This window comes from Rhodococcus sp. WAY2 (genome assembly GCF_009859915.1).
GTDB lineage: Bacteria > Actinomycetota > Actinomycetes > Mycobacteriales > Mycobacteriaceae > Rhodococcus_F > Rhodococcus_F oxybenzonivorans.
Genome location: NZ_CP046572.1, coordinates 6,197,965 through 6,220,123 on the forward strand (window position 1 = coordinate 6,197,965; position 22,159 = coordinate 6,220,123).

19 protein-coding genes are annotated in these 22,159 nt (G+C 66.4%); 14 read left to right on the forward strand and 5 right to left on the reverse strand.

Annotated features, from left to right (window positions below):
- Positions 1–177: 177 nt before the first annotated feature.
- The gene (locus GFS60_RS27910; RefSeq protein ID WP_159926174.1) at positions 178–483 is read left to right on the forward strand and encodes a hypothetical protein; all 306 of its coding nucleotides are present in this window, start codon (positions 178–180) and stop codon (positions 481–483) included.
- 4 nt (positions 484–487) lie between these two features.
- On the opposite strand, the gene GFS60_RS27915 is transcribed toward GFS60_RS27910, so the two are convergent.
- Both GFS60_RS27915 and GFS60_RS27920 read right to left on the reverse strand, forming a co-directional pair.
- Positions 488–1,915 (reverse strand): APC family permease, encoded by a 1,428-nt coding sequence (locus tag GFS60_RS27915; RefSeq protein ID WP_159926176.1) that lies wholly within the window; start codon positions 1,913–1,915, stop codon positions 488–490.
- A gap of 53 nt (positions 1,916–1,968) precedes the next feature.
- On the reverse strand, positions 1,969–2,847 hold the full coding sequence (locus tag GFS60_RS27920) for a LuxR C-terminal-related transcriptional regulator (RefSeq protein ID WP_159926178.1): 879 nt from the start codon (positions 2,845–2,847) through the stop codon (positions 1,969–1,971).
- 139 nt (positions 2,848–2,986) lie between these two features.
- On the opposite strand from GFS60_RS27920, the gene GFS60_RS27925 reads away from it, so the two are divergent.
- The 4 genes from GFS60_RS27925 to GFS60_RS27940 all read left to right on the forward strand — a co-directional run bounded on the left by GFS60_RS27925 (position 2,987) and on the right by GFS60_RS27940 (position 7,760).
- The gene (locus tag GFS60_RS27925; protein ID WP_159926180.1) at positions 2,987–4,609 is read left to right on the forward strand and encodes an AMP-binding protein; all 1,623 of its coding nucleotides are present in this window, start codon (positions 2,987–2,989) and stop codon (positions 4,607–4,609) included.
- A gap of 81 nt (positions 4,610–4,690) precedes the next feature.
- Positions 4,691–5,548, forward strand: a complete 858-nt coding sequence (gene map / locus GFS60_RS27930; RefSeq protein WP_159926182.1) for a type I methionyl aminopeptidase — start codon at positions 4,691–4,693, stop codon at positions 5,546–5,548.
- Positions 5,549–5,559: 11 nt separating this feature from the next.
- Complete coding sequence (locus tag GFS60_RS27935; protein WP_397517980.1) at positions 5,560–7,083, forward strand: cobyric acid synthase; 1,524 nt, start codon at positions 5,560–5,562, stop codon at positions 7,081–7,083.
- A 110-nt stretch (positions 7,084–7,193) separates the two neighbouring features.
- Positions 7,194–7,760 carry an alpha/beta hydrolase gene (locus tag GFS60_RS27940; RefSeq protein WP_159926186.1) on the forward strand — a complete coding sequence of 189 codons (567 nt, stop codon included), beginning with the start codon at positions 7,194–7,196 and terminating at the stop codon, positions 7,758–7,760.
- Positions 7,761–7,776: 16 nt separating this feature from the next.
- On the opposite strand, the gene mtr is transcribed toward GFS60_RS27940, so the two are convergent.
- Both mtr and GFS60_RS27950 read right to left on the reverse strand, forming a co-directional pair.
- Complete coding sequence (gene mtr, locus GFS60_RS27945) at positions 7,777–9,165, reverse strand: mycothione reductase (RefSeq protein WP_159926188.1); 1,389 nt, start codon at positions 9,163–9,165, stop codon at positions 7,777–7,779.
- On the reverse strand, positions 9,162–10,172 hold the full coding sequence (locus tag GFS60_RS27950) for an alpha/beta hydrolase (RefSeq protein ID WP_159926190.1): 1,011 nt from the start codon (positions 10,170–10,172) through the stop codon (positions 9,162–9,164). The genes mtr and GFS60_RS27950 overlap by 4 nt, the downstream gene beginning before the upstream one ends.
- Before the next feature lie 122 nt (positions 10,173–10,294).
- On the opposite strand from GFS60_RS27950, the gene mqo reads away from it, so the two are divergent.
- The 9 genes from mqo to GFS60_RS27995 all read left to right on the forward strand — a co-directional run bounded on the left by mqo (position 10,295) and on the right by GFS60_RS27995 (position 21,417).
- Positions 10,295–11,842 carry a malate dehydrogenase (quinone) gene (gene mqo, locus GFS60_RS27955; protein ID WP_159927616.1) on the forward strand — a complete coding sequence of 516 codons (1,548 nt, stop codon included), beginning with the start codon at positions 10,295–10,297 and terminating at the stop codon, positions 11,840–11,842.
- A 62-nt stretch (positions 11,843–11,904) separates the two neighbouring features.
- Positions 11,905–12,429 (forward strand): GNAT family N-acetyltransferase, encoded by a 525-nt coding sequence (locus GFS60_RS27960; RefSeq protein ID WP_159926192.1) that lies wholly within the window; start codon positions 11,905–11,907, stop codon positions 12,427–12,429.
- Between the two features lie 194 nt (positions 12,430–12,623).
- Complete coding sequence (locus tag GFS60_RS27965) at positions 12,624–14,552, forward strand: VWA domain-containing protein (RefSeq protein ID WP_236603303.1); 1,929 nt, start codon at positions 12,624–12,626, stop codon at positions 14,550–14,552.
- 67 nt (positions 14,553–14,619) lie between these two features.
- Positions 14,620–15,234: a cob(I)yrinic acid a,c-diamide adenosyltransferase gene (cobO, locus tag GFS60_RS27970; RefSeq protein WP_109330876.1), complete on the forward strand. Its 615-nt coding sequence runs from the start codon at positions 14,620–14,622 to the stop codon at positions 15,232–15,234.
- A complete protein-coding gene (locus tag GFS60_RS27975) occupies positions 15,228–16,628 on the forward strand; it encodes a cobyrinate a,c-diamide synthase (RefSeq protein ID WP_159926196.1) in 1,401 nt (466 codons plus the stop codon). The genes cobO and GFS60_RS27975 overlap by 7 nt, the downstream gene beginning before the upstream one ends.
- A 7-nt stretch (positions 16,629–16,635) precedes the next feature.
- Entirely contained in the window at positions 16,636–17,001 is a 366-nt protein-coding gene (locus GFS60_RS27980; protein ID WP_236603304.1) for a cobalamin biosynthesis protein, read from the forward strand.
- A gap of 47 nt (positions 17,002–17,048) precedes the next feature.
- The gene (gene cobA / locus GFS60_RS27985; RefSeq protein ID WP_159926201.1) at positions 17,049–18,275 is read left to right on the forward strand and encodes a uroporphyrinogen-III C-methyltransferase; all 1,227 of its coding nucleotides are present in this window, start codon (positions 17,049–17,051) and stop codon (positions 18,273–18,275) included.
- A 131-nt stretch (positions 18,276–18,406) separates the two neighbouring features.
- A complete protein-coding gene (locus GFS60_RS27990; protein WP_236603531.1) occupies positions 18,407–19,804 on the forward strand; it encodes an MFS transporter in 1,398 nt (465 codons plus the stop codon).
- Between the two features lie 80 nt (positions 19,805–19,884).
- Positions 19,885–21,417 carry a flavin-containing monooxygenase gene (locus GFS60_RS27995; RefSeq protein ID WP_159926220.1) on the forward strand — a complete coding sequence of 511 codons (1,533 nt, stop codon included), beginning with the start codon at positions 19,885–19,887 and terminating at the stop codon, positions 21,415–21,417.
- 38 nt (positions 21,418–21,455) lie between these two features.
- Here GFS60_RS27995 and GFS60_RS28000 read toward each other — a convergent pair whose 3' ends face one another.
- Positions 21,456–22,130: a response regulator gene (locus GFS60_RS28000; protein ID WP_159926222.1), complete on the reverse strand. Its 675-nt coding sequence runs from the start codon at positions 22,128–22,130 to the stop codon at positions 21,456–21,458.
- Positions 22,131–22,159: the final 29 nt, after the last annotated feature.

The window sequence follows — 22,159 nt, forward strand, 5'->3', positions numbered from 1 at the left end:
TGTCCATCGATATCGGGTTGTGCCGAGGCGCCATCGGCCGATCGGGGGACACAGGTGTAGTCGGTTCAGAGACCCGGTCGGGGGACAGACACCGCCGCCGGGAGCGCCCATAGTGGGTGGCAGAAGATTTTCGCAACCGCGGGATCGAAGAGACCACGCAGACAGGAACTTTCACACATGACACTCGTCTCGGAAGAAACTCGGGTGGACGCATCGGATGGCGTCCGCAGATTGTTGTTCGTCGGCAATCCGGACCCAGGCACGGAATTGACTCAGTGGCTGGCGATGAAGCAGTGGGCGTCGGGCCGCGGAATCGCGTCGATCAGCTCCTGCGACGGAGACGTCCTGTGCGTCATCGCCACCGAAGACGTCCTCGACGGACTCTGCACCCCAGCGGAAGCCATGGCGATGCAGCAGGCGAGGGCCCGTGGGGTGCCCTGCGTCAGCGTCCGCAACGCTCGCCTTCTGAAGGATGCTCTCTGAGGTGCTACTCGTGTTCGGCGAGCTTTTCAGGATCGAGTTCCGGGCCGCCTTTTCCGAGCTTCTTGTTCACGAGCACTGTGCCCGCCCAGAGGACGACGCCGATCCCGAGTAGCACGCCGGCAATCTGATACTGCACGGTCGGGCGGTCGGCAAAGGGTGTGGCGAGAAAGCCGCACGTCAGGGTACCGACGATCGGGAGAATCGTCGGTACCCGGAAGTGCTTGTGCTCCACGGGCTGTTTCCGGAGGACCAGCACGGTGATGTTCACGATCGTGAACACACACAGCAGGAGCAGGGCCGTGGTGCCGCCGAGTTCGGGCACCTCACCGACGAACGTGATCAAGCCGAACGCGACGAGCGTGGTGAAGACGATGGCCACGTACGGGGTGCGGCGGCGGGCGTGCACTCTCCCGAACGGAGGAGGGAGTACCTTCTCGCGGCTCATGCCGTACAGCAGCCGGCTTGCCATCAGCATGTTGATCAGTGCGGTATTGGCGACCGCGAACATGGTGATGAAGGCGAAGATCCCGATCGGGAAGCCGGGGGCGCCGGCCTGCACCACCTTGAGTAGCGGTGTGTCACCTTCGCCGAGGTCGCTCACCGGTACGAGCGCGATGGCCGTGATGGAGACGAACACGTAGATCGCCCCCGTGACGAGAAGTCCCGTCAGCAACACCTTGGGGAAGATTCGGCTGGGTTCCTTGCACTCCTCGGCCATGTTGACCGAATCCTCGAAACCGACCATCGCGAAGAAGGCGAGCGCAGTACCCGCGATCACGGCGCCGACCGGGGACCGTTCACCGGTGTCGAACGTGGCGACCCGGGAGAAGTCACCGTCGCCCACGCCGAGTGCCCACAGACCGATCATGATGATGATCAGAAGCCCGGACAGCTCGATGCACGTGAGGACCACATTGGTTTTGACGCTCTCGCTGACCCCACGGAAGTTGATGATTCCCACGACCGTCATGAACGCGAGACCGAGGAGGGTGATCCCGATTCCGGTGGTGAAATCGAGATCGAAGGCTTCGACGAAGTTGGCCGCGAAGGCACGCGACGCTGTGGAGGCAGACGTGATGCCGGAGCACATCACGGCGAAAGCCACCATGTACGTCAGGAAGTGCACCCCGAAAGCCTTGTGTGTGTACAGCGCAGCTCCCGCTGCCTTGGGGAACTTGGTGACGAGTTCGAGGTAGCTGAAGGCCGTGACGATGGCGACGAGGAAGGCGATGAGAAAGGGCAACCACACCGCGCCACCGACCTGATTCGCCACCTTGCCGGTCAGCGCGTAGATGCCGGTTCCGAGGATGTCGCCGACGATGAACAACAGAAGCAGACCGGGACCCATGACCCGCTTCAGGCTCGGCTGCTCGGAAGAACTCGCACCGGACGCATTCGAGCTCGACGCGTTCGAATCCGTTGTCGATCCCATGACCCACCGCCTTTCGCTGCGCTCGCGCTTCCCGGCCGAGAAGACGCTTGTCGCTAAGGGAGTAATCCCAGCCGCCGTGCGGTGACCACGGCTTCGTGGCGGGACCGCGCGTCCAGCTTGTTCATGGCACTGCGCAAGTAACTCTTGACGGTCTCGGCTCCCACCGACAGCCGCTGGGCGACCTCGGCGTTGGTGCATCCCAGCGCGACGTGCGCCAGCACGTCGATCTCTCGGGGGGTGAGGGTGATACCAGGGTCGTCAGACGCGTCCGCACCATCGCCGCCACCGGGGCTGACAACTGCCGCGAGCCGCTCGGACAACCCGCGCAACTGCTCCTGCAACGACGGATCGTTGACAGTCTGGGCCACACTCCGCATCTGAGCGTGTATGTCGCGAAGCTCTTCGGTGGTGGCGCCGTCGACACCCTGCGCGTCCAGTGTCGTGAGCATCTGGAGGCGGCGGTCGACCTCGTCACGAATGGCGATCTCCGTACCGAGTCGGCGCGAGGCCGCGACGACGACATCCGCGGTCCGATCACCGATCGGTGCGCACTCGCGGATGGCGGCGTAGAGGACGGCCCGGGATTTGCCCTGCACGATGACGGGCACGGCCAGGATGGAGCGGAGACCCTCGCTGAGGACGGGGCGGTCGAAGTGGTGCGTGATGGTCTGGGAGGAGCTGTAGTCGTTGACCGAGACAGGCCTGCGCTGAGCCACCACTCGGCCGCCGAGGCCGGACAGCGGTGGGATGGCCAGCCCTTTGAGGTTGTTGGTACGCGTTCCGAAGAATTCGCTGAGATGGAGAGTGTCGTCGCTCACTTCGCCGCCGAAGAGGACCGGCACGACACCCTGGGCGGCGATCGTGCGCAGCTCACCGCGCAGGGCGTCGCCGTCCCGGGGGCGTAGTAGCGACGGGAGAACCAAGTGGGTCACCCCTTTCCGGGGGTAGTCAGGGCGGTCTGTGAGCTAGATCATAACCGTAGCGAGTTCGGATGAGGCCACGCCGTCGCCGACCCGGCCCCGCGAACGCTCGACCCCGAGTTACCAGCCCGCAGAATACGAGGAGTACCGCATGACCACCGATCCCACCGCACGCGTGCGTGAATTGCTCGATCAGTACGACACGCCGACCGCCGCCGCGGCGGAGTTGCTGTGTGATCGACACCCTGCCGACGACGTGGCGTTCACCGTTGTGGAAGCGGATCTGACCTCGACGGACCTCACCTACGGATTCCTTCGTGAACAGTCGTCACGGTGTGCGGCAGCCTTGGCGGACCTCGGTGTCGAACCGGGTGAGCACGTGGCGACGCTGATGGGCAAGTCGGCCGAACTGGTCGTAGCCCTGCTCGGGATCTGGCGTCGCGGGGCGGTCCACGTTCCGTTGTTCACGGCATTCGCCTCCCCGGCCATCGCGTTCCGACTCGAGGCGAGCAAAGCGAAAGTTGTGATCGCCGATGCGAACCAGCTGGACAAGCTGACGCCCGGTGAGGACATTCCGGCAGACGCGCCCTGGCAGGTGGTGGTCGTCGGCGGCGAGAAGTCCGGCACGGTGGACTTCGAGACGCTGTTGACGTCGCACGATCCCAGCGATGCCCGGGGTGCGGCCGTTGCCGTCGGCGGTGACGGACCCCTCGTCCAGTTGTTCACCAGTGGAACCACCGGAACCCCCAAGGGCGTGCCGGTCCCGGTTCGGGCGCTGGCGTCGTTCCACGCCTACCAGGAGTTCGGGCTCGACGTTCGCAAGGACGACGTCTTCTGGAACGCCGCGGACCCGGGATGGGCGTACGGCCTCTACTACGCACTGCTCGGGCCGCTCGCCGCGGGGACGCGCAGCATCCTGCTGCACGCAGGATTCTCGGCGCCGCTCACCTGGAAGGTCATGGAACGCTTCGGGGTCACCAACTTTGCGGCCGCCCCGACCGTCTACCGGAGTCTGCGGGCGGATCCGACGCCGATCCCCGAGACGGTGCGGTTGCGTCGTGCGTCGTCTGCCGGTGAACCACTCACCCCGGACGTGATCTCGTGGTCGAAGGCGAACCTCGGGGTGCTCGTGCGCGACCATTACGGCCAGACCGAGCACGGAATGTTCATCGCCAATGCGTGGGCGGACGGTCTGCAGGACGAGGTCCGCGACGGCTCGATGGGCAAGCCGCTCCCAGGCTGGTCCTGCGCGGTACTCGCCGACGACTCCGACGCGATCGCCCCGCCCCGGACACCGGGCCGGGTCGCTATCGACACCCGGAACAGCCCGCTGTTGTGGTTCACCGGGTACGTCGACGCCCCCGAGAAGACCGCGCAGCGCTTCACCGGCGACGGCCGCTGGTACCTCACCGGCGACGCGGGCCAGACCGACGAGGACGGCTTCTACTTCTTCTCGGCCCGCGACGACGACGTCATCATCATGGCCGGATACCGGATCGGGCCCTTCGACGTGGAGAGCGTGCTCGTCATGCACGACTCCGTTGTCGAGGCCGCGGTCGTCGGAATGCCCGACGACCTGCGCGGTGAGGTACTCGAAGCCTTCGTCGTCCTCCGCGACGGAGTCGAGGGCACCGACGCACTCGAAGCCGAGCTGCAGACCTTGGTGAAGAAGAAGTTCGCTGCACACGCCTATCCGCGCACCGTGCACTTCGTTCCGCACCTTCCCAAGACTCCCAGCGGCAAGGTGCAGCGCTACCTCCTGCGCCAGCGGTAGGCGCTTCGCGCTCGTGCGCCTTTCTGGTAGTTCCCGCTACCAGAAAGGCGCACGGAGAAGGGCAGGTCTACCCTGATACCCATGTCTGTCCGCACAGCATTGAGCCCCGGAACCGTGTCACCCGTCCTCGCCGTGCCTGCGAGTATCGAGCGGCCCGAGTACGCGTGGAAGCCGACGGCCAACGAGGGTCACGAGCCGTGGGTGCAGACACCCGAGACGATCGAGGCCATGCGCCTGGCGAGCCAGATCGCCGCCCGCGCTCTTCAGGAGGCGGGAAAGGCGGTGGCGCCCGGCGTCACCACCGACGAACTCGACCGCATCGCTCACGACTACATGATCGACCACGGCGCCTATCCGTCGACGCTGGGTTACAAGGGTTTTCCGAAATCCTGCTGCACCTCGCTCAACGAGGTGATCTGCCACGGGATCCCGGATTCGACCGTCATCCAGGACGGTGACATCGTCAACATCGACGTCACGGCCTACATCGGCGGGGTGCACGGAGACACCAACGCAACCTTCCTCGCAGGCGACGTCGCCGAGGAGAATCGCTTGCTGGTGGAGAGGACGCACGAGGCCACGATGCGGGCCATCAAGGCGGTCAAGCCCGGACGCGCGCTCAACGTGATCGGCAGGGTCATCGAATCGTATGCCCACCGCTTCGGCTACGGCGTGGTCCGGGACTTCACCGGCCACGGCATCGGCACCACGTTCCACAACGGCCTCGTCATCCTGCACTACGACGAGCCGTCGGTCGACACGGTGATCGAACCGGGAATGGTGTTCACGATCGAGCCGATGATCAATCTCGGTGACATCGCTTGGGAGGTCTGGGAAGACGACTGGACCGTGGTCACCAAGGATCGCTCGTGGACTGCCCAGTTCGAGCACACGATCGTGGTCACCGAGACCGGCGCCGAAATTCTCACCCTGCCTTGAGCCCGGGCCAACTGAAAGGCGCACTGCTCGTCGCCGGAACCACGTCGGACGCGGGGAAGAGCGTGCTCGTCGCCGGCTTGTGCCGGATGCTGGCGCGTCGCGGTGTCCGGGTGGCGCCGTTCAAAGCGCAGAACATGTCCAACAATTCCGTCGTCACTCTCGACGGCGGCGAAATCGGACGTGCGCAGGCGCTGCAGGCCGCCGCGTGTGGACTGGAACCGAGCGTGCGTTTCAACCCGGTGCTGCTCAAACCGGGTAGTGATCGGACGTCCCAGCTGGTGGTGCGGGGCCGCGCCGTCACTTCCGTCGGTGCCCGCGACTACATCGAGCACCGCGACCATCTCCGGGTGGTGGTGGCCGAGGAACTGGCGTCCCTGCGGAACGAGTTCGACGTGGTGATCTGTGAGGGCGCGGGCTCACCCGCCGAGATCAACTTGCGGGCAACGGATCTGGCCAACATGGGTCTTGCCCGCGCCGCCCGGATTCCGGTGCTCGTGGTCGGCGACATCGACCGCGGCGGAGTGCTGGCCCACCTCTTCGGCACGGTGGCTGTGCTCTCGCCGGAAGATCAGGCGTTGATCGCCGGCTTCGTCGTCAACAAGTTCCGCGGCGACGTGTCGTTGCTGACTCCGGGCCTCGAACAGTTGACTGCTCTGACCGGCCGGCCGACCCTCGGTGTCATTCCGTTCGCGGACGACCTGTGGCTGGACGCGGAAGATTCGCTCGGCGTCGTGGGCGACGCCCCCGTCGGGCGTCCCGGATCGCCGGTGGGAAGCGAATGGCTGCGGGTGGCGGCGATCCGCCTGCCACGAATTTCCAACTCGACGGATGTGGAAGCGTTGGCGTGCGAACCCGGAGTTTCGGTTCGCTGGGTCAACGATCCTTCCCGCCTGCAGGATGCCGACCTGATCGTCCTGCCAGGCAGCAAGTCAACGGTGTCGGACCTCGAGTGGATGCGGCGCAACGGAATTGCCGATGCCGTGGTGGCGCAGGCGAAACTCGGCCGCCCGGTACTCGGCGTCTGCGGCGGTTACCAGATGCTCGGCTCCGTGATCGTCGACGACGTCGAATCCGGTCGCGGCCAGACCCCGGGTCTGGGACTGCTCGACCTCGAGGTGGAGTTCGCGGCAGACAAAGTGCTGGGCCGGGTCACCGGTGACGCGTACGGCGTCCCGGTCGACGGTTACGAGATACACCACGGTCGGGTCCGGCGTAACGGCGATCAGCCGCTGCTCTACGCGAGCACCGGGGCGGCGGAGGGCAGTATCCGCGGAGCTGTCTACGGAACGCACTGGCACGGTCTGCTCGAGAACGATCGATTCCGCCGTCTACTCCTCGACGATGTCGCGGAGCATTCGGGTCGAACCGGCTTCGTCCCCGCCCCCGACACCGACGTGGCCGCCGTGCGGGTCGCGCAGCTCGACCTGTTGGCTGATCTCGTCGAGAAGCACGTGGATGTGGGCGCCCTGGACATCTTGATCGGTGAAGGTGCCCCGGAGGGGCTGGCCACCATCGGCTCCCGCCTCTCTTTCTAGGCAGTTGCCCGCGCACGATCGGCCGTGCTCCGATCTGCCGGACCAGCGTTGTGAACCGGACCGGGTAAGGCGCGAGCGCAATGCGGCGCGGATCGCGTAGGTTTTCTGCCATGGAACTGACACACGTGGCTGTGGGAGACGGAGACTGCACTGTTCGGCTCGACGGGCCGGCGAGCAGGCACGCTGTCCTGCTGCTGCCCGGTGCGGGGGACGCCCCGGACGTCTACGACGATGTGTGCGCCCGCCTGCACAATTCGGATCTGCGCACCATCGTGCCCGAGTCCATCGAGGGACTCGACGACTCCTCTGTGATGGGGCTGCTCGACGAGCTGAAGGTGGGATGGGTCAACCTCGTGGGAAGCCGCGAGGGCGCCGAGCTCGCCTGGACGCTCGCCGCTCGCCAGTTCGGGCGCTTCGCCAGTCTCGTCGTTGCCGATCGGGGTCACCCGGCGGCGCCCGACGACAAAGGTCTGGTCCGCGAGGCGGGATGCCCACCGGTGGAGCTCCCGACCACCGTGATGGTCGGAAGCCCTACGCGGCGAGCCGAGGCCGATGCGAGTGGTCGGTTCGTCTACTCGGATTTCCGCGTCGTGGACCTCGACGGTGTCACCAATGTCCCGGCCTCCGCTGCCGCCGCGCTCGCCACCGAGATTGTTCTCCGCACCAGCCCCTGGTAGTCGAGCGCCGAGTCGATTACAGGCCGCTGTCGTCGACGTCGAGTCCGAGCAGGGCGTTCTCGACGACCTCAGGGAGAGCCGGGTGTATCCAGTACTGGCCCCGGGCCAACCGGTGTGCCGTCACATCGAAACTCATGGCCTGGATCAAGGGCTGGATCACCGTGGAGGCCTGTGCGCCGATCACATGCGCGCCCAGCAGTTGCCCGGTGCCACGCTCGGCGATGATCTTGCAGAAACCCTCGTCGTCTTCCATGGCCCACCCGTAGGCGACGTCGCCGTAGGCCTGAATCTTCACGGTGACGTCCCAGCCCGCGTCCCGAGCCTCGCGCTCGGTGAGCCCGACGTGGGCGATCTGCGGGTCGGTGAACACAGCCGCGGGCACGACACGATGGTCGGTACGGCGTAGGCCCGACGTGTCCTGCCACGCGTCCCGCAGCAGGTTGTGCTGGACGACGCGCGCTTCGTGGTTGGCAACGTGCTTCAGCTGATAGGGCGAAGAGACGTCGCCGAGCGCAAACACCCCCTCGGCGCTGGTGCGCTGGAACTCGTCGACGACGACGCGCCCCTGGTCGAGGTCGATGCCGCCGGCGGCAGCATCGATCACGTCCCCGTTGGATCGACGGCCGGTGGCCACGAGGAGGGCGTCGCCCGACACGACCCGTCCGTTGTCGAGTTCCACCGCGACCCCGGCACCGTCCGGGCGGACCGACGCCACCGTCCGGCCGCGGTGCACATCCCACTTCGAGACCGCCAGATCGGTGAACTGACGGGCCACGTCGTCGTCCAGATGGCGCAAGAGGTGCTCGCCCCGCGAGATCAGCGACACCCGCGTGCCCAGTGCCGAGAACACGTGCGCGAACTCCGCGGCGATGAACCCGGCTCCGATGATCACCAGGCGCTCGGGGAGCTCGGGGAGCCGCATGATGTCGTCGTTGGTGTAGTACGGCACGCCCGAACTGCGCACGACGTCCGGGATGATCGGCCGCGATCCCGCAGCGATGACCACCTGATCCGCGGTGATGACCTCACCTGTTCCGGTGTCGATCGTCCGCGGCCCGAAGAAGGACGCGTGCCCGCGGAAGAGCGTCGTATTCGGGGTGTCTTCCGCGCGGTAGCGCTCACCGCCCGCGGAGATGGGATCGATGCGGCCGAAGACCCTTTTGACGATGTCGGGCCAGCGCACACCCTCGAGCTGGGCGTCGACGCCGAATTTCGCGGTATCGGTGACCGTGCGGGCCACTTCCGCGGCGTAGACGAACATCTTGGTCGGAATGCACCCGACGTTCAGGCACGTCCCGCCGAACGTGCCTTTCTCGAGGAGTGCGATCTTCTTGTCCGAAAAGCGTTCGTCGGGAAGGGAATTGCCCGACCCGGAGCCGATGATAGCGAGATCGAAGTGGGTCATCGCGGCGCCTCCGCGGAATTGTGGCCGTGCAGCCAGTCGAGCCAGAGGTCCACCTCGGCGAACGCCTGGGCGCGGGGTTCGTCCGAAGACAGGAAGACGTCGTGCCGGGCGCCCGGAATGGGCACTATCGTCGTGCGGTCGCCGAGACACCCGGCCCACCGGGCGATCTGCCGGACATCGAGGACTGCATCGGCTGTGTCGACCTGAGGGTCGTACCTCGGAGCGAAGTACGACGCCTTGGAACGCAGAATCAGCGCAGGAACACCGATATCGAGACCCCGGTGCAGTTGCGCATGCCCGCGGCGCACCGCCCGGAGCCAGCCGAAGGTGACGGGAAAGCCGCCCAGCGGTTTCCAGTCCAGGTTGTAGTTCCAGATTCCGTTGCCGTCGACGTGGAGACTCACCCCGTAGGTGTCGAGGGTGGTCTTCGGAACGATCGACTTCCGCTTGACACGGCCCAGTGCGTCGACGGCCACCGTTCCCACATTTCGCAGATACGACGGCCCCTGCAGGTCGAACCACGGGCTGTTCAGGATGACGCCGCTGACGCCGAGGGCCGCGGTGCCGCCGGCCTTCTTCTGCCGTCGGTGCAGCCACAGCGGGAGTACGAGTCCCCCGGTGGAGTGTGCGACCAGCAGGACCTGGCCCTCGCCGGTCTGCTCGCGCACGACGCGGAGCGCTTCGTCCAGTTCGGCGTCGTACAGCGTGAGGTCCGACACGAAGTGCGCCGTCTGACCGGGTTTGAGGGAACGACCACATTTGCGCAGGTCCAGGGCGAAGAAGGCGTATCCCTGGTCGGCGAAGTGCTCGGCCAGGTGTTTCTGGAAAAAGTAGTCGGTGAACCCGTGCACGTAGAGCACGGCTCGGCCGGTCCGCTTCGTCTCCTGTGCGGGCTGGTAACGGATCAACGTTGCCTCGACCTCACCTTCGCCGTCGGGATCGGTACCGAGGGGGATGGTCAACTGCTGATATCCGTCGCCGAGGACGTCGGGAGCCCATGTAGTCACAGATCACAATCTAATGGGCGATCCCGGGCCGCGGGGAGGGGCACAATTGGGGCAGGTAACTTCCGCTCATACGCGCGGGTAACCTATGCGGCGAACACGGCAGGCGGATGCGCGCACGGCTAATGGACAAGGAAGTCGATTCTCCAGTGTCAGATCAGAACGCGGTAGAGACGAAGACGGATGTAGTGCTGGTGGGCGCGGGCATCATGAGCGCGACGTTGGGGGCGATCCTGCGGCAGGTGCAGCCCGACTGGTCGATCACCACCTTCGAACGGCTCGACGCCGTCGCGGCCGAGAGCAGCGACCCGTGGAACAACGCCGGCACCGGTCACTCCGCGTTGTGTGAACTCAACTACACGCCCGAGAACCCCGACGGCACCGTCGAGATCGCGAAGGCCGTCAACGTCAACGAGCAGTTCCAGGTGTCGCGTCAGTTCTGGGCGCACGCCGTGGAGAACGGCGTCCTGACCAAGCCGAAGGAATTCATCAACCCGATTCCCCACGTCAGCTTCGTGCACGGCGAGGCCAACGTGAAGTATCTGCGCGCCCGTTACGACGCGCTCGCCGGACACCCTCTCTTCGCGGGCATGGAATACGTGGAGGATCCGGTCGAGTTCGCCCGCCGCCTGCCGTTGATGGCGAAGGGCCGTGACTACAGCGATCCGATCGCGCTGAACTGGACCGAGAACGGCACCGACGTCGACTTCGGTGCTCTCACCAAGCAGCTTCTCGGCTACGTCGGTGCATCCGGCGGCATCGTGCATTTCGGTCACGAGGTCACCGATCTCACCAAGCAGTCCGACGGCAGCTGGGTCGTCAAGGTCACGAACCGTCGCAACGGTGCCAAAAAGGTGGTGCGCAGCAAGTTCGTCTTCGTCGGCGCCGGCGGCGGTGCCCTGCATCTCCTGCAGAAGTCGGGTATCTCCGAGGCCAAGGGCTTCGGCGGATTTCCGGTCAGCGGAGCATTCCTGCGCTGCACCAATCCGGAACTCATCGACCAGCACCGCGCCAAGGTGTACGGCAAGGCTGCCGTGGGCGCTCCGCCCATGTCGGTGCCGCACCTCGATACCCGGGTGATCGGTAGCAAGCCCGGACTGCTGTTCGGCCCATACGCCGGCTGGTCACCTAAATTCCTCAAGGAAGGTCGCGTCACCGACCTCCCCGGTTCGGTCAAGCCCGACAACCTTCTGTCGATGCTCGGCGTCGGTGTCAGTGAACTCGGCCTGGTCAAATACCTGATCAGCGAGCTCACGAAGTCGGAGGCCGGACGCATCGACACGCTTCGCGAGTTCGTACCCAAGGCCGTCGGCAAGGATTGGGAACTGATCACCGCCGGCCAGCGTGTCCAGGTCATCCGGCGGGCCAAGGGCAAGGGCGGTGTCCTCGAGTTCGGCACCGCCGTGGTCAATGCCGAGGACGGCAGCATCGCCGGTCTGCTCGGTGCGTCTCCCGGCGCGTCCACGGCTGTGCCGGCCATGCTCGACGTGCTCGAGCGCTGCTTCCCGGACCGGTACGAGTCCTGGAAGCCGAAGCTGCAGGAAATGGTGCCGTCGCTCGGGGTGAAGCTCACTGACGAACCGGGGCTGTTCGCGCAGGTCTGGGAGCACACGTCCAAGGTTCTTCAGCTCGATACCATCGCGGTGGAAGAGGCCTCGGTCGCCGCGGTCTGACGACGACGGGCGGGCTCGGCTGCGGGCGCGCGCCGAGCGGGCCTGTGCCATAGTTGCTTGTCATGACGGCAACTGCAGCACTGAAGCGTTCGTGGGCACTCGATCTCGATAACAAGACGCTCTATGAGTTGCTGAAGCTTCGAGTCGAGGTGTTCGTCGTGGAGCAGGCCTGCCCGTACCCGGAGCTGGACGGGCAGGATCTGCTGGCGGAGACACGCCATTTCTGGTTGGAGCAGGACGGCCAGGTGGTCTGCACGCTCCGGTTACTCGAGGAGCACGGCGACGGCACCACCTCGTTCCGCATCGGGCGACTGTGCACGTCGCGGCCCGCGCGTGGGCAGGGCCATACCACTCGTCTCCTGCGGGCGGCGCTCGCTGAGGTGGGGTCCGCACCCTGCCGGATCAACGCCCAGACCTACCTGGTGGATATGTATGCGAAGCACGGATTCACGCCGGATGGCGAGGAGTTCGTCGAGGACGGTATCCCGCACGTGCCCATGAAGCGTGGTGGCGGGGCGCCCCGCGGTGCGGGGGATACGGCGTCGGTATCGGATGCGCAGGGTGCCCCGTCGACGGCGGGCCGGTGAGCGCCGACTAGGGTCGGCGAAGGAATGTCCGCGGGGAAGTCCTGTTCCAATCAGGCGCGGTCCCGCCACTGTGACGGATCTCTGATTCGCTGCTGCCACGGGCGCGGCGAATAGGAAGTCCCAGCCAGATCGCCGCGGCATTCGTACCAGCCAACAGCTCTCGGCGAGGAAACCGGGGCGTGAAGGGATGCATCGTGCGCACGAACCGTGACGTGGACCAGTCTCCACGGGACTCCTTGACGGGTTTTCCGTTCAGTGCGGTGGTCGGCCAGGACCAGCTGCGTCTGGCGCTCGTCCTGTGCGCCGTCCACCCGGGCATCGGCGGCGTCCTGGTGCGGGGCGAGAAGGGTACGGCCAAGTCGACGGTCGTCCGGGCGCTCACCACGTTGTTGCCGGCGGTCCGTGACGAGAACGGCCCGCGGCCCGCGCGGCTGGTCGAGTTGCCGGTGGGAGCCACCGAAGACCGTGTGGTCGGTTCACTCGACCTCGAGAAAGTTCTGCGCGACGGTGAACGCGCCTTTCGTCCGGGCCTGTTGTCCGCTGCCCATCAGGGCGTTCTCTATGTCGATGAAGTGAATCTGCTGCACGATCATCTGGTCGACGTTCTTCTCGACGCCGCAGCGATGGGCCGGGTGCATATCGAGCGGGACGGCATCTCCCACTCGCATCCGGCGCGGTTCGTTCTGGTGGGCACCATGAATCCGGAAGAAGGCGAACTGCGGCCGCAGCTTCTGGACCGTTTCGGCCTCGCTGTCGATGTCGCTGCATCGCGTGACGTCGTTGTGCGGATGGAGGTGGTGCGGCGGCGCCTCGACTTCGAACGCGACCCGCAGACGTTCGCCGCTCGCTATGCCGAGCAGGATCACGCTCTGGCTACCGCCATCCTGGAAGCTCGCAATCGACTCGATTCGGTGCAGCTCGACGACACCGAACTGCGCCGGATCGCGTTCCTGTGCGCCTCGTTCGACGTCGACGGTATGCGCGCCGATCTCGTCCTCGCTCGCACGGCCACCGCGCACGCCGCCTGGCGCGGTGCGGACGCCGTGACGGCAGAGGACGTGCGGGTTGCTGCGGAGTTGACGTTGCCGCACCGGCGCAGGCGGGACCCGTTCGACGAGCCGGGCCTCGACCAGAATCAACTCGACGAGGCGTTGCGTCAGGCCGACGAGGACACCAGGGCGGCGGCCGACGAACCGCCCGCCGAAGCACCGTCGAGCGAGGATTCGTCCGAGCCGACCGCGGGCGAGGCCGCGGAGGATCCCGACGGACCCGACGACCCGGGCGGACCCGGGGGCGGAGCGCCGCCGCCGGAGCGGCCTGCCGGGCCGGCGGGCTCGCAGTTCACCACCAAGCTGCTCGAGATTCCCGGTGTCGGTGAAGGCGCGCCGGGTCGGCGCTCGCGTTCCCGCTCGTCGCGTGGTCGAGCTGTGCGGGCGGCCAGCGAGCAAGGGCACGGCCTGCACCTCGTGGGCACGCTGTTCGCGGCAGCGGAACGGCAGGCCGCTCGCGGACGCACGGCCGGCCGGATGATTCTGGACTCGGCCGACCTGCGAGGCGCTGTCCGAGAAGGCCGCGAGGGAAACCTCGTGGTGTTCGTCGTGGACGCGTCCGGCTCGATGGCGGCACGAGATCGGCTGTCCGCGGTCACTGGGGCCGTCGTCTCACTCCTGCGCGATGCCTATCAGCGCCGGGACAAGGTGGCCGTCATCACCGTGCGTGGACGAGACGCCGAATTGGTTCTGCCACCGACCTCGTCGGTGGACATCGCGGTCCGTCGGCTGCGCGGGATGCGCACCGGCGGTAAATCGCCTCTGGCGGAAGGCTTTCTGCGGGCTCGGCAGGTGGTATTGCGTGAGCGGCTCCGTGACCCGCAACGGCGGGCGCTCGTGGTCACACTCACCGACGGACGGGCCACGGGCGGCAAGGACGCTCTGCACCGCGCCAGAGTGGCGGCAGGGTTGCTCGCCGACAGTGCAGTCGCCTCGGTGGTGGTGGATTGCGAGACCGGAATGGTCCGGCTCGGTCTGGCGGCAGAACTCGCCCGGCATCTGCGTGGTGGGTACGTCCGACTCGGTGAACTCTCCGCGCAGCACGTCGCAGGTGTCGTTCGCGCTGCGGCTTAACGACATTCGACGTAGCGGAACCGGCATACAAGAAGCCGGGTGTTATCGAACGGTAGGAGAGTAGGACATGCCCAAAGGTGTTCCCGAGAACGTCCCGAACGACGGCCTCACTACACGGCAGCGAAGGAACGCACCGATACTCGCGGTCCACACCGGCCCGGGTAAGGGAAAATCCACCGCGGCTTTCGGGATGGCGTTGCGTGCGTGGAACCAGGGCTTCGATGTCGGGGTGTTCCAGTTCGTGAAGAGCGCCAAGTGGAAGGTGGGGGAGGAGGCGGCGTTTCGTGCCCTGGGGCAACTTCACGAGGACACCGGGGTCGGCGGCGCCGTCCAATGGCACAAGATGGGTGAGGGCTGGTCGTGGGCGCGGAAGCACGGCTCCGAGGAAGACCATGCAGCGGCCGCTGCCGAGGGATGGCGTGAAATCGCCCGGCGGCTCGCTGCCGAGGAACACCGTTTCTATGTGCTCGACGAGTTCACCTATCCCCTCAAATGGGGGTGGGTGGACGTCGACGAGGTCGTCGCGGTGCTGCGTGACCGGCCGGGTGCGCAGCACGTCGTCATCACAGGCAGGGATGCCCCACAGGCGTTGATCGACGCGGCCGACCTCGTGACGGAAATGACGAAGATCGCCCATCCGATGGACGCGGGCCGCAAGGGCCAGCGAGGCATCGAGTGGTGACTGCGCACTCCGCGGTTCCCGCCGTAGTCATTGCGGCCCCTGCCTCGGGGAGCGGAAAGACGACAGTCGCCACGGGCTTGATGGGTGCGCTGGGTCAGTCGGGAAATGCGGTGGCGCCGTTCAAGGTCGGCCCCGACTACATCGATCCCGGCTACCATGCCTTGGCCGCGGGTCGGCCCGGACGCAATCTCGACCCGGTGATGGTGGGAGCCAACCGAATCGGCCCGCTCTACCGTCATGGGAGCACCGAGTGCGATATCGCCGTGGTCGAGGGTGTCATGGGATTGTTCGACGGCAAGATCGACGCCGCGTCTGCGGAGCCGTCGGCCGAGGGGTCGACAGCACAGGTCGCGGCACTGCTCGGCGCTCCCGTCGTGCTGGTGGTAGATGCCCGCGGGCACAGCCAGTCTCTGGCCGCTGTGCTTCACGGATTTTCGACGTATGACGCGTCGGTGCGCATCGGCGGTGTGATCCTCAACCGGGTCGGAAGCGCCCGGCACGAGGAGGTGCTGCGGCAGGCGAGCGAGCGTGTCGGGCTCCCCGTGCTGGGCGCGGTTCCCCGGATGGCGGAGCTGGAAGTGCCGAGCCGGCATCTGGGCCTCATTCCCGCTGCCGAACACGGCGCCGCTGCCATGCAGGCCGTGGAGGCAATGACTCGGCTGGCCGCCCGGCATCTCGATCTGGCGGCGATCCGGGCGCTTGCGAGCTCCGCGGTCGACGGACCGGCGTGGGATCCCACCGTCGAGGTGGGTGAGGTGCCCGCCGGTGCTCGCCCGACGGTGGCAATCGCCGGCGGCCGGGCCTTCACTTTCGGGTACGCCGAACATCGAGAACTGCTCGCGGCGGCCGGGGCGCGCGTCGTGACCTTCGACCCGCTGCACGACGAACTGCCCGCGGACACGTCCGGAGTCGTCCTTCCGGGCGGCTTCCCGGAAGAGCATGCCGCCGCGCTCGCCGGGAACGGGCGCCTCCTCGCTCAGATACGCGCACTCGCCGACGGCGGCGCACCGATACACGCCGAATGCGCCGGACTGCTGTATCTCGCGCGCAGCCTCGATGGTTCGGCGATGGCATCGGTGATCGATGTCGACGCCTCGTTCGGCTCACGCCTGACTCTGGGCTACCGCGATGCCGTGGCATTGACCGATTCGCCGCTCTTCGCTGCGGGCGAGCGGGTGGTGGGGCACGAATTTCATCGAACGTCGCTCACCCGGGCAGAGGCGCCCGGCTATACGCCGGCGTGGGGATGGCGGCCGTGGGACGGTGCACCCGCGCGCGAAGGTTTCGCCGGAGGGGGCATTCACGCGTCGTACCTTCACACGCATCCGGCGGGACACCCCACCGCTGTCGCGCGGTTCGTGAGCGCCGCCCGCGACTTCGCCGACCGTGGTTGAGGTCTGCGTGGGCGTCGGGTTCCGCACGAGTGCGTCGAGCGCCGACATCGTCTCGGCGGTGCGCGCGGCGTTGGAGTCCGCGAGCGTCGAGGCGCCCGTGACAGTGATCTGCCTGGGCACTCTCGACCGCAAGGCGAACGAGCCTGCCGTCGTGGGTGCGGCCGCGGCACTCGGGGTTCCGGTCCTCGGATTCGACACCGAGACTCTCGCTGCCGTCGTCGTCCCACACCCGTCCGACGTGGTGCATGCACACACCGGGTCGCCGAGTATCGCGGAGGCGGCGGCGGTACTGAGCGCCGGCGGCGGGCCACTGATCATTCCCAAACGGTCCGCGAATGGCGTCGTCGTCGCGGCAGCCCGTAAAGTTTCGTAGGTTCGAGACAAGACTTACCGGAAAATCTGGAGAAACGGGGATAGCGCGTGACTGCCGCCACCGGAGACGAGACCAACTACCTGGTCGGCCTCAATTTGACCGATCGCCGTGTGGTCGTGATCGGTGGCGGAAGCGTCGCACAGCGTCGACTGGGCCTGCTCATCGCATCGGGAGCACGCGTGCACCTGATCAGCCGCGCCGTCACTCCCGCGGTCGAGGGGATGGCGACGTCCGGTCAGATCACCCTGGAATTGCGCGACTATCGGGACGGTGACCTCGACGGCGCCTGGTACGCCATCGCCTGCACGGACGAACCCGACACCAATGCGGCGATCGTCGCCGAGGCCGAACGGAACAGGGTGTTCTGTGTCCGGGCAGACAACGCCCGGTACGGCACAGCCGTCACCCCGGCCAGTGCGGGCTACGACGGCTTGAGCATCGGTGTGCTGGCGGGCGGCGATCACCGCCGCTCCGCGGCCGTGAGAAACGCCCTGGTGGAGGGCCTGCAGTCCGGAGTCGTTCCCGACACCGACGAGGCGCCCGCAGCCGGTGTGGCGCTGGTAGGCGGAGGTCCCGGCGACCCCGACCTCATCACCGTCCGTGGCCGTCGACTGCTGTCGCGCGCCGACGTCGTGGTGGCCGATCGCCTGGCGCCGCCGGAGCTTCTGGCCGAACTCGGTCCCGATGTCGACGTGATCGATGCTGCGAAGATTCCGTACGGCCGCGCGATGGCGCAGGAAGCCATCAACGCCGCCCTGATCGACAACGCCAAGGCGGGCAAGTTCGTGGTTCGTCTCAAGGGCGGCGACCCCTACGTGTTCGGACGGGGGTACGAAGAGCTCGAGGCGTGCGCGGCAGCAGGCGTCCCCGTCACGGTGGTCCCCGGTATCACCAGCGCGATCTCGGTCCCGTCGGCCGCCGGAATTCCGGTGACCCACCGAGGAGTCACCCACGAGTTCGTGGTCGTGAGCGGGCATGTGGCTCCCGACCATCCCGATTCTCTCGTCGACTGGTCGGCGCTGGCGCGGCTGAAGGGCACCATCGTGTTGCTGATGGCGGTCGAACGCATCGACGCGTTCGCGACGGTCCTGATGGCGGGCGGCAGGCCCGTGGATACCCCGGTCACCGTCATCCAGGAGGGCACACTGCGCACTCAGCGCACGCTCCGCGCGGATCTGCAGAGTGTCGCGGCCCGGGTGAAGGAAGAGCAGATTCGGCCGCCCGCCATCGTGGTCATCGGACCGGTGGCAGGGTTTAGCGTGGACGCTGGGTAACGTGAACGCTCGTGTCTGATTCCCGAGTGCCGAAATCTGCTTCAGTGAACTCTGCGGCAGATGCCCCAGCGGTCCCGGCCGCGGCGACCCGCGTGCTGGGTCTCGCCATCATCGTCCTGAGCGGCTTGCAGATGATGGTGGTCCTCGACGGGACCGTCGCCAACCTGGCCCTGGCCCCCCTGCAGGCAGACCTCGGTCTCACCGACAGCGGCCGTAACTGGGTGCTGACCTCCTATGCCTTGGCGTTCGGTGGGCTCATGCTCCTCGGGGGCCGGCTGGGGGACGCCTTCGGCCGGAAGAAGATGTTCATCGGCGGCGTCGCGCTCTTCACCGTCGCCTCCTTGTTGTGCGGCCTCGCGGTCAACGAATTCATGCTGATCGGTGCCCGCTTCCTGCAGGGTGTGGGTGCTGCGGTGGCCTCGCCCACCGCGCTGGCCCTGGTGGCCACGACGTTCGCCGCCGGTCCCGCGCGCAACCAGGCCATCGCGATCTTCGCTGCAATGACGGGGATCGGATCGATTGCGGGGCTGATCATCGGCGGTGCACTCACCGAAGTGTCGTGGCGGCTGATCTTCCTCATCAACGTGCCCATCGGTGTGGTCATCGTGCTGTTCGCCTTCACGTCGTTGAAGGAGACGGCCGGTGAGCGCCTGGCGCTGGACGTACCGGGCGCCGTTCTGGCGACGGTCGCGGCAACCGGTGTGGTGTTCGCTCTCACCGAGGGTCCGGAACTGGGGTGGACCAGTCCCTTCGTGATCGGTGCGCTCATTGCGGGTCTGCTGCTGTTCGTCGCGTTCCTGTACGTCGAGCGCACCGCCGACAACCCGTTGCTTCCCTTCTCGCTGTTCACCGACAAGAACAGGGTGGCCACCTTCGTCGCCATCTTCTTCGCAGGCGCCGTGATGTTCACAGTCGCCGCCTTCGTGGCGCTGTTCGTCCAGGACATCCTCGGTTACAGCCCACTCGAAGCGGGCCTGGCCTTCATCCCGTTCGCGTTCGGTCTGGGAGCCGCGGCCTTCGTGGCGTCGAAACTCGCCGTCCGCATCCAGCCGCGCTGGCTGGTGATCGCCGGGGCGGCCATCATGGTGGTGGGCCTGCTCTACGGTTCCACCCTGGACGCGTCGGCGACGTATCCGGCCAACCTGTTCGTGCCGGTCGTGGGAATCGGTTTCGGCGTCGGACTTGCCGTTGTTCCGCTTCCTCTGTGCGCCATCGCGGGAGTGCCGGAAACCGAGATCGGACCGGTGGCCGCCATTGCTCAGGTCGCGCAGACGCTCGGCGGCCCGCTCGCCCTCGCTCTCATCGGGGCGATGGCGACATCTCGGACGCTGTCCCTCGGTGGGGTGTCGGGCAAGATCGCCGACATGACGCCGGCGCAGATCACTGCGCTCGGTGAGGGCTACACCTTCGCCCTGGTAGGCAGCGCCGTCTGCGCCCTGATCGCCGGTCTGGCGGCACTGTTCATCCGGTTCACTCCGCAACAGGTTGCGCAGGCGCAAGCGGCCGAAAAGGCAGCGCAGCAGTCCTGAATTTCCCTCCCCGGGGCGTGCGGGCGAAAAGATCCGGAATCGTTGTGCCTGGCGTTCTGTAACTGTCTAGGGTCATTTATATGGATGACCGGGTAACAGACACTGCAGCGGTCGGCGTCGTTCCGGAGGACAGCGTGCGGCACGTCCGCACGGTGATCATCGGCAGTGGTTTCGCGGGACTCGGTGCGGCTATACGACTGAGCAAGGACGGGCGGGAGGACTTCCTCGTCCTCGAGCGGGACAGTGACGTCGGGGGCACCTGGCGCGACAACACCTATCCCGGCGCGGCCTGTGACGTGCCCTCGCACCTGTACTCCTACTCGTTCGCACTCAACCCCGAATGGTCACGTTCGTTTTCGGCACAACCGGAGATCCAGCACTACATTCGCAGGGTTGCGCGGCAGTACAACGTCCTCGAAAAGCACGTCTTCGATTGCGACGTGACCGAGGCCCGCTGGAATTGCGGCGTCTCGCGGTGGGAGCTCACCACCAGCCGCGGCCACTTCTCCGCGGACACCGTGATCTGCGCGTTCGGGGCGCTGGCCGAGCCCTCTCTGCCGAGCATTCCCGGGATCGATATATTCGACGGCGAGATCTTCCACTCGGCGCAATGGAATCACGATGCCGACCTCACCGGCACACGCGTGGCAGTGATCGGCACGGGAGCATCGGCAATTCAAATCGTTCCTGCCATCGTCGACCAGGTGCAACACCTGGACGTGTATCAGCGCACCGCCCCCTGGTTGCTGCCGCGATTCGACCGGGCCTATACCCGGATCGAGCGGTGGGCCTTCCACCACGTGCCCGGCGTCCAGCGACTGCTCCGCGCCGCAATCTACGGAGGCCGGGAAGTGCAGGTGGTCGGTCTCGCCAAGGCACCCGTCTTCATGAAACCGCTGGAATGGATGGCGCGCATGAAGATCCGGACGGAGATCAAGGACCCGGCCCTGCGTGAGAAGGTCACTCCGAACTTCCGGATCGGTTGCAAGAGAATGCTGATTTCCAACGATTACTACGCGGCCCTCGACCGGGACGACGTCGAACTCGTCACCGACCCGATCGCGGAGATACGAGAGCATGCGGTGGTGACCAGGGACGGCACCGTGCGTCCGGTGGATGCAATCGTCATCGCGACCGGATTTCAGGTGACGGATTCACCGATGTTCGAGGTCATCTTCGGGCGGGACGGACGCAGTCTGGCGCAGGTTTTCGGTGAAGCCGGTATGCAGGCCTACAAGGGCGCGACTGTCGCCAACTTCCCCAACATGTTCTTTCTCGTCGGACCCAACACGGGGCTCGGCCACACGTCGATGGTGTACATGATCGAATCGCAGATCAACTATGTCGCCGATGCCATTGCGGCGTTGGAGCAGAACGGAATTCGCACGGTCGAGGTCCGCAAGGAGGTTCAGGACGATTACAACCGGGACCTTCAGGAGAAGCTGTCGAACAGCGTCTGGATGACGGGCGGATGCGCCAGCTGGTACCTCGATCGGCACGGCAACAACACCACACTGTGGCCCGACTTCACCTTCAAATTCCGCCGCCAGACACAGCGTTTCGACATCGCAGCCTACGAAGTGTCCGCCGACGCGGGCACGCCGGTGGGGTAGCGACCGGCCACGGCAGACTGTCCTGATGCCGGACTGCCTCAGCGGCGAACCGGCCGGTACCGGCGAACAGGTCTGCCCGCGCCCCCGTACTCGAGGCGTACTTCGAGCAAACCCTCGGCCAGGTAATGCTCGAGGTACCTGCGCACGCTCACCCGGGACAGTCCCGCGAGCTCGGCGCATTCCATGGACGACAACTCGCCCCGCTCCTGCACGATGTCGAGGACCAACCTGCCGGTTTCGACGCTGAGCCCCTTGGGCAGACGGCCCGGGTCGGCGTTCTTGCCTGCGCTGCCGAACAGGGAGTCGATCAACGACTGATCCGCGCCGGATTGTGATTCGAGTGCCCGTGCCCGTCGCCGGAAGTTTTCGAGCTTCTCCTGCAGGTGGGCGTACTCGAACGGTTTCACCAGGTAGTCGGAGGCGCCGCCGTGCAGCGCCCTGCTAACGGTGTCGATCTCTCGTGCAGCGGTGATCATGATCACCCCGACCGGATTTCCCTCCGCCCGGAGGGACTGGAGGACATCGAGTCCGGACATGTCCGGCAAGTACACGTCGAGAAGCACGAGATCGGGCCGACGGGAGCGCACGGCATCGAGGGCGTCGGCCGCGGTCCGCGCGACTGCGACGGTGGTGAACCCCGGCGTCTTGTCGACGAACCGGCGGTGTATCTCCGCGACCATGAAGTCGTCGTCGACGACCAGCACCTCATACATCGTTCCGCCGAACGGTCATGGTCGGAGAG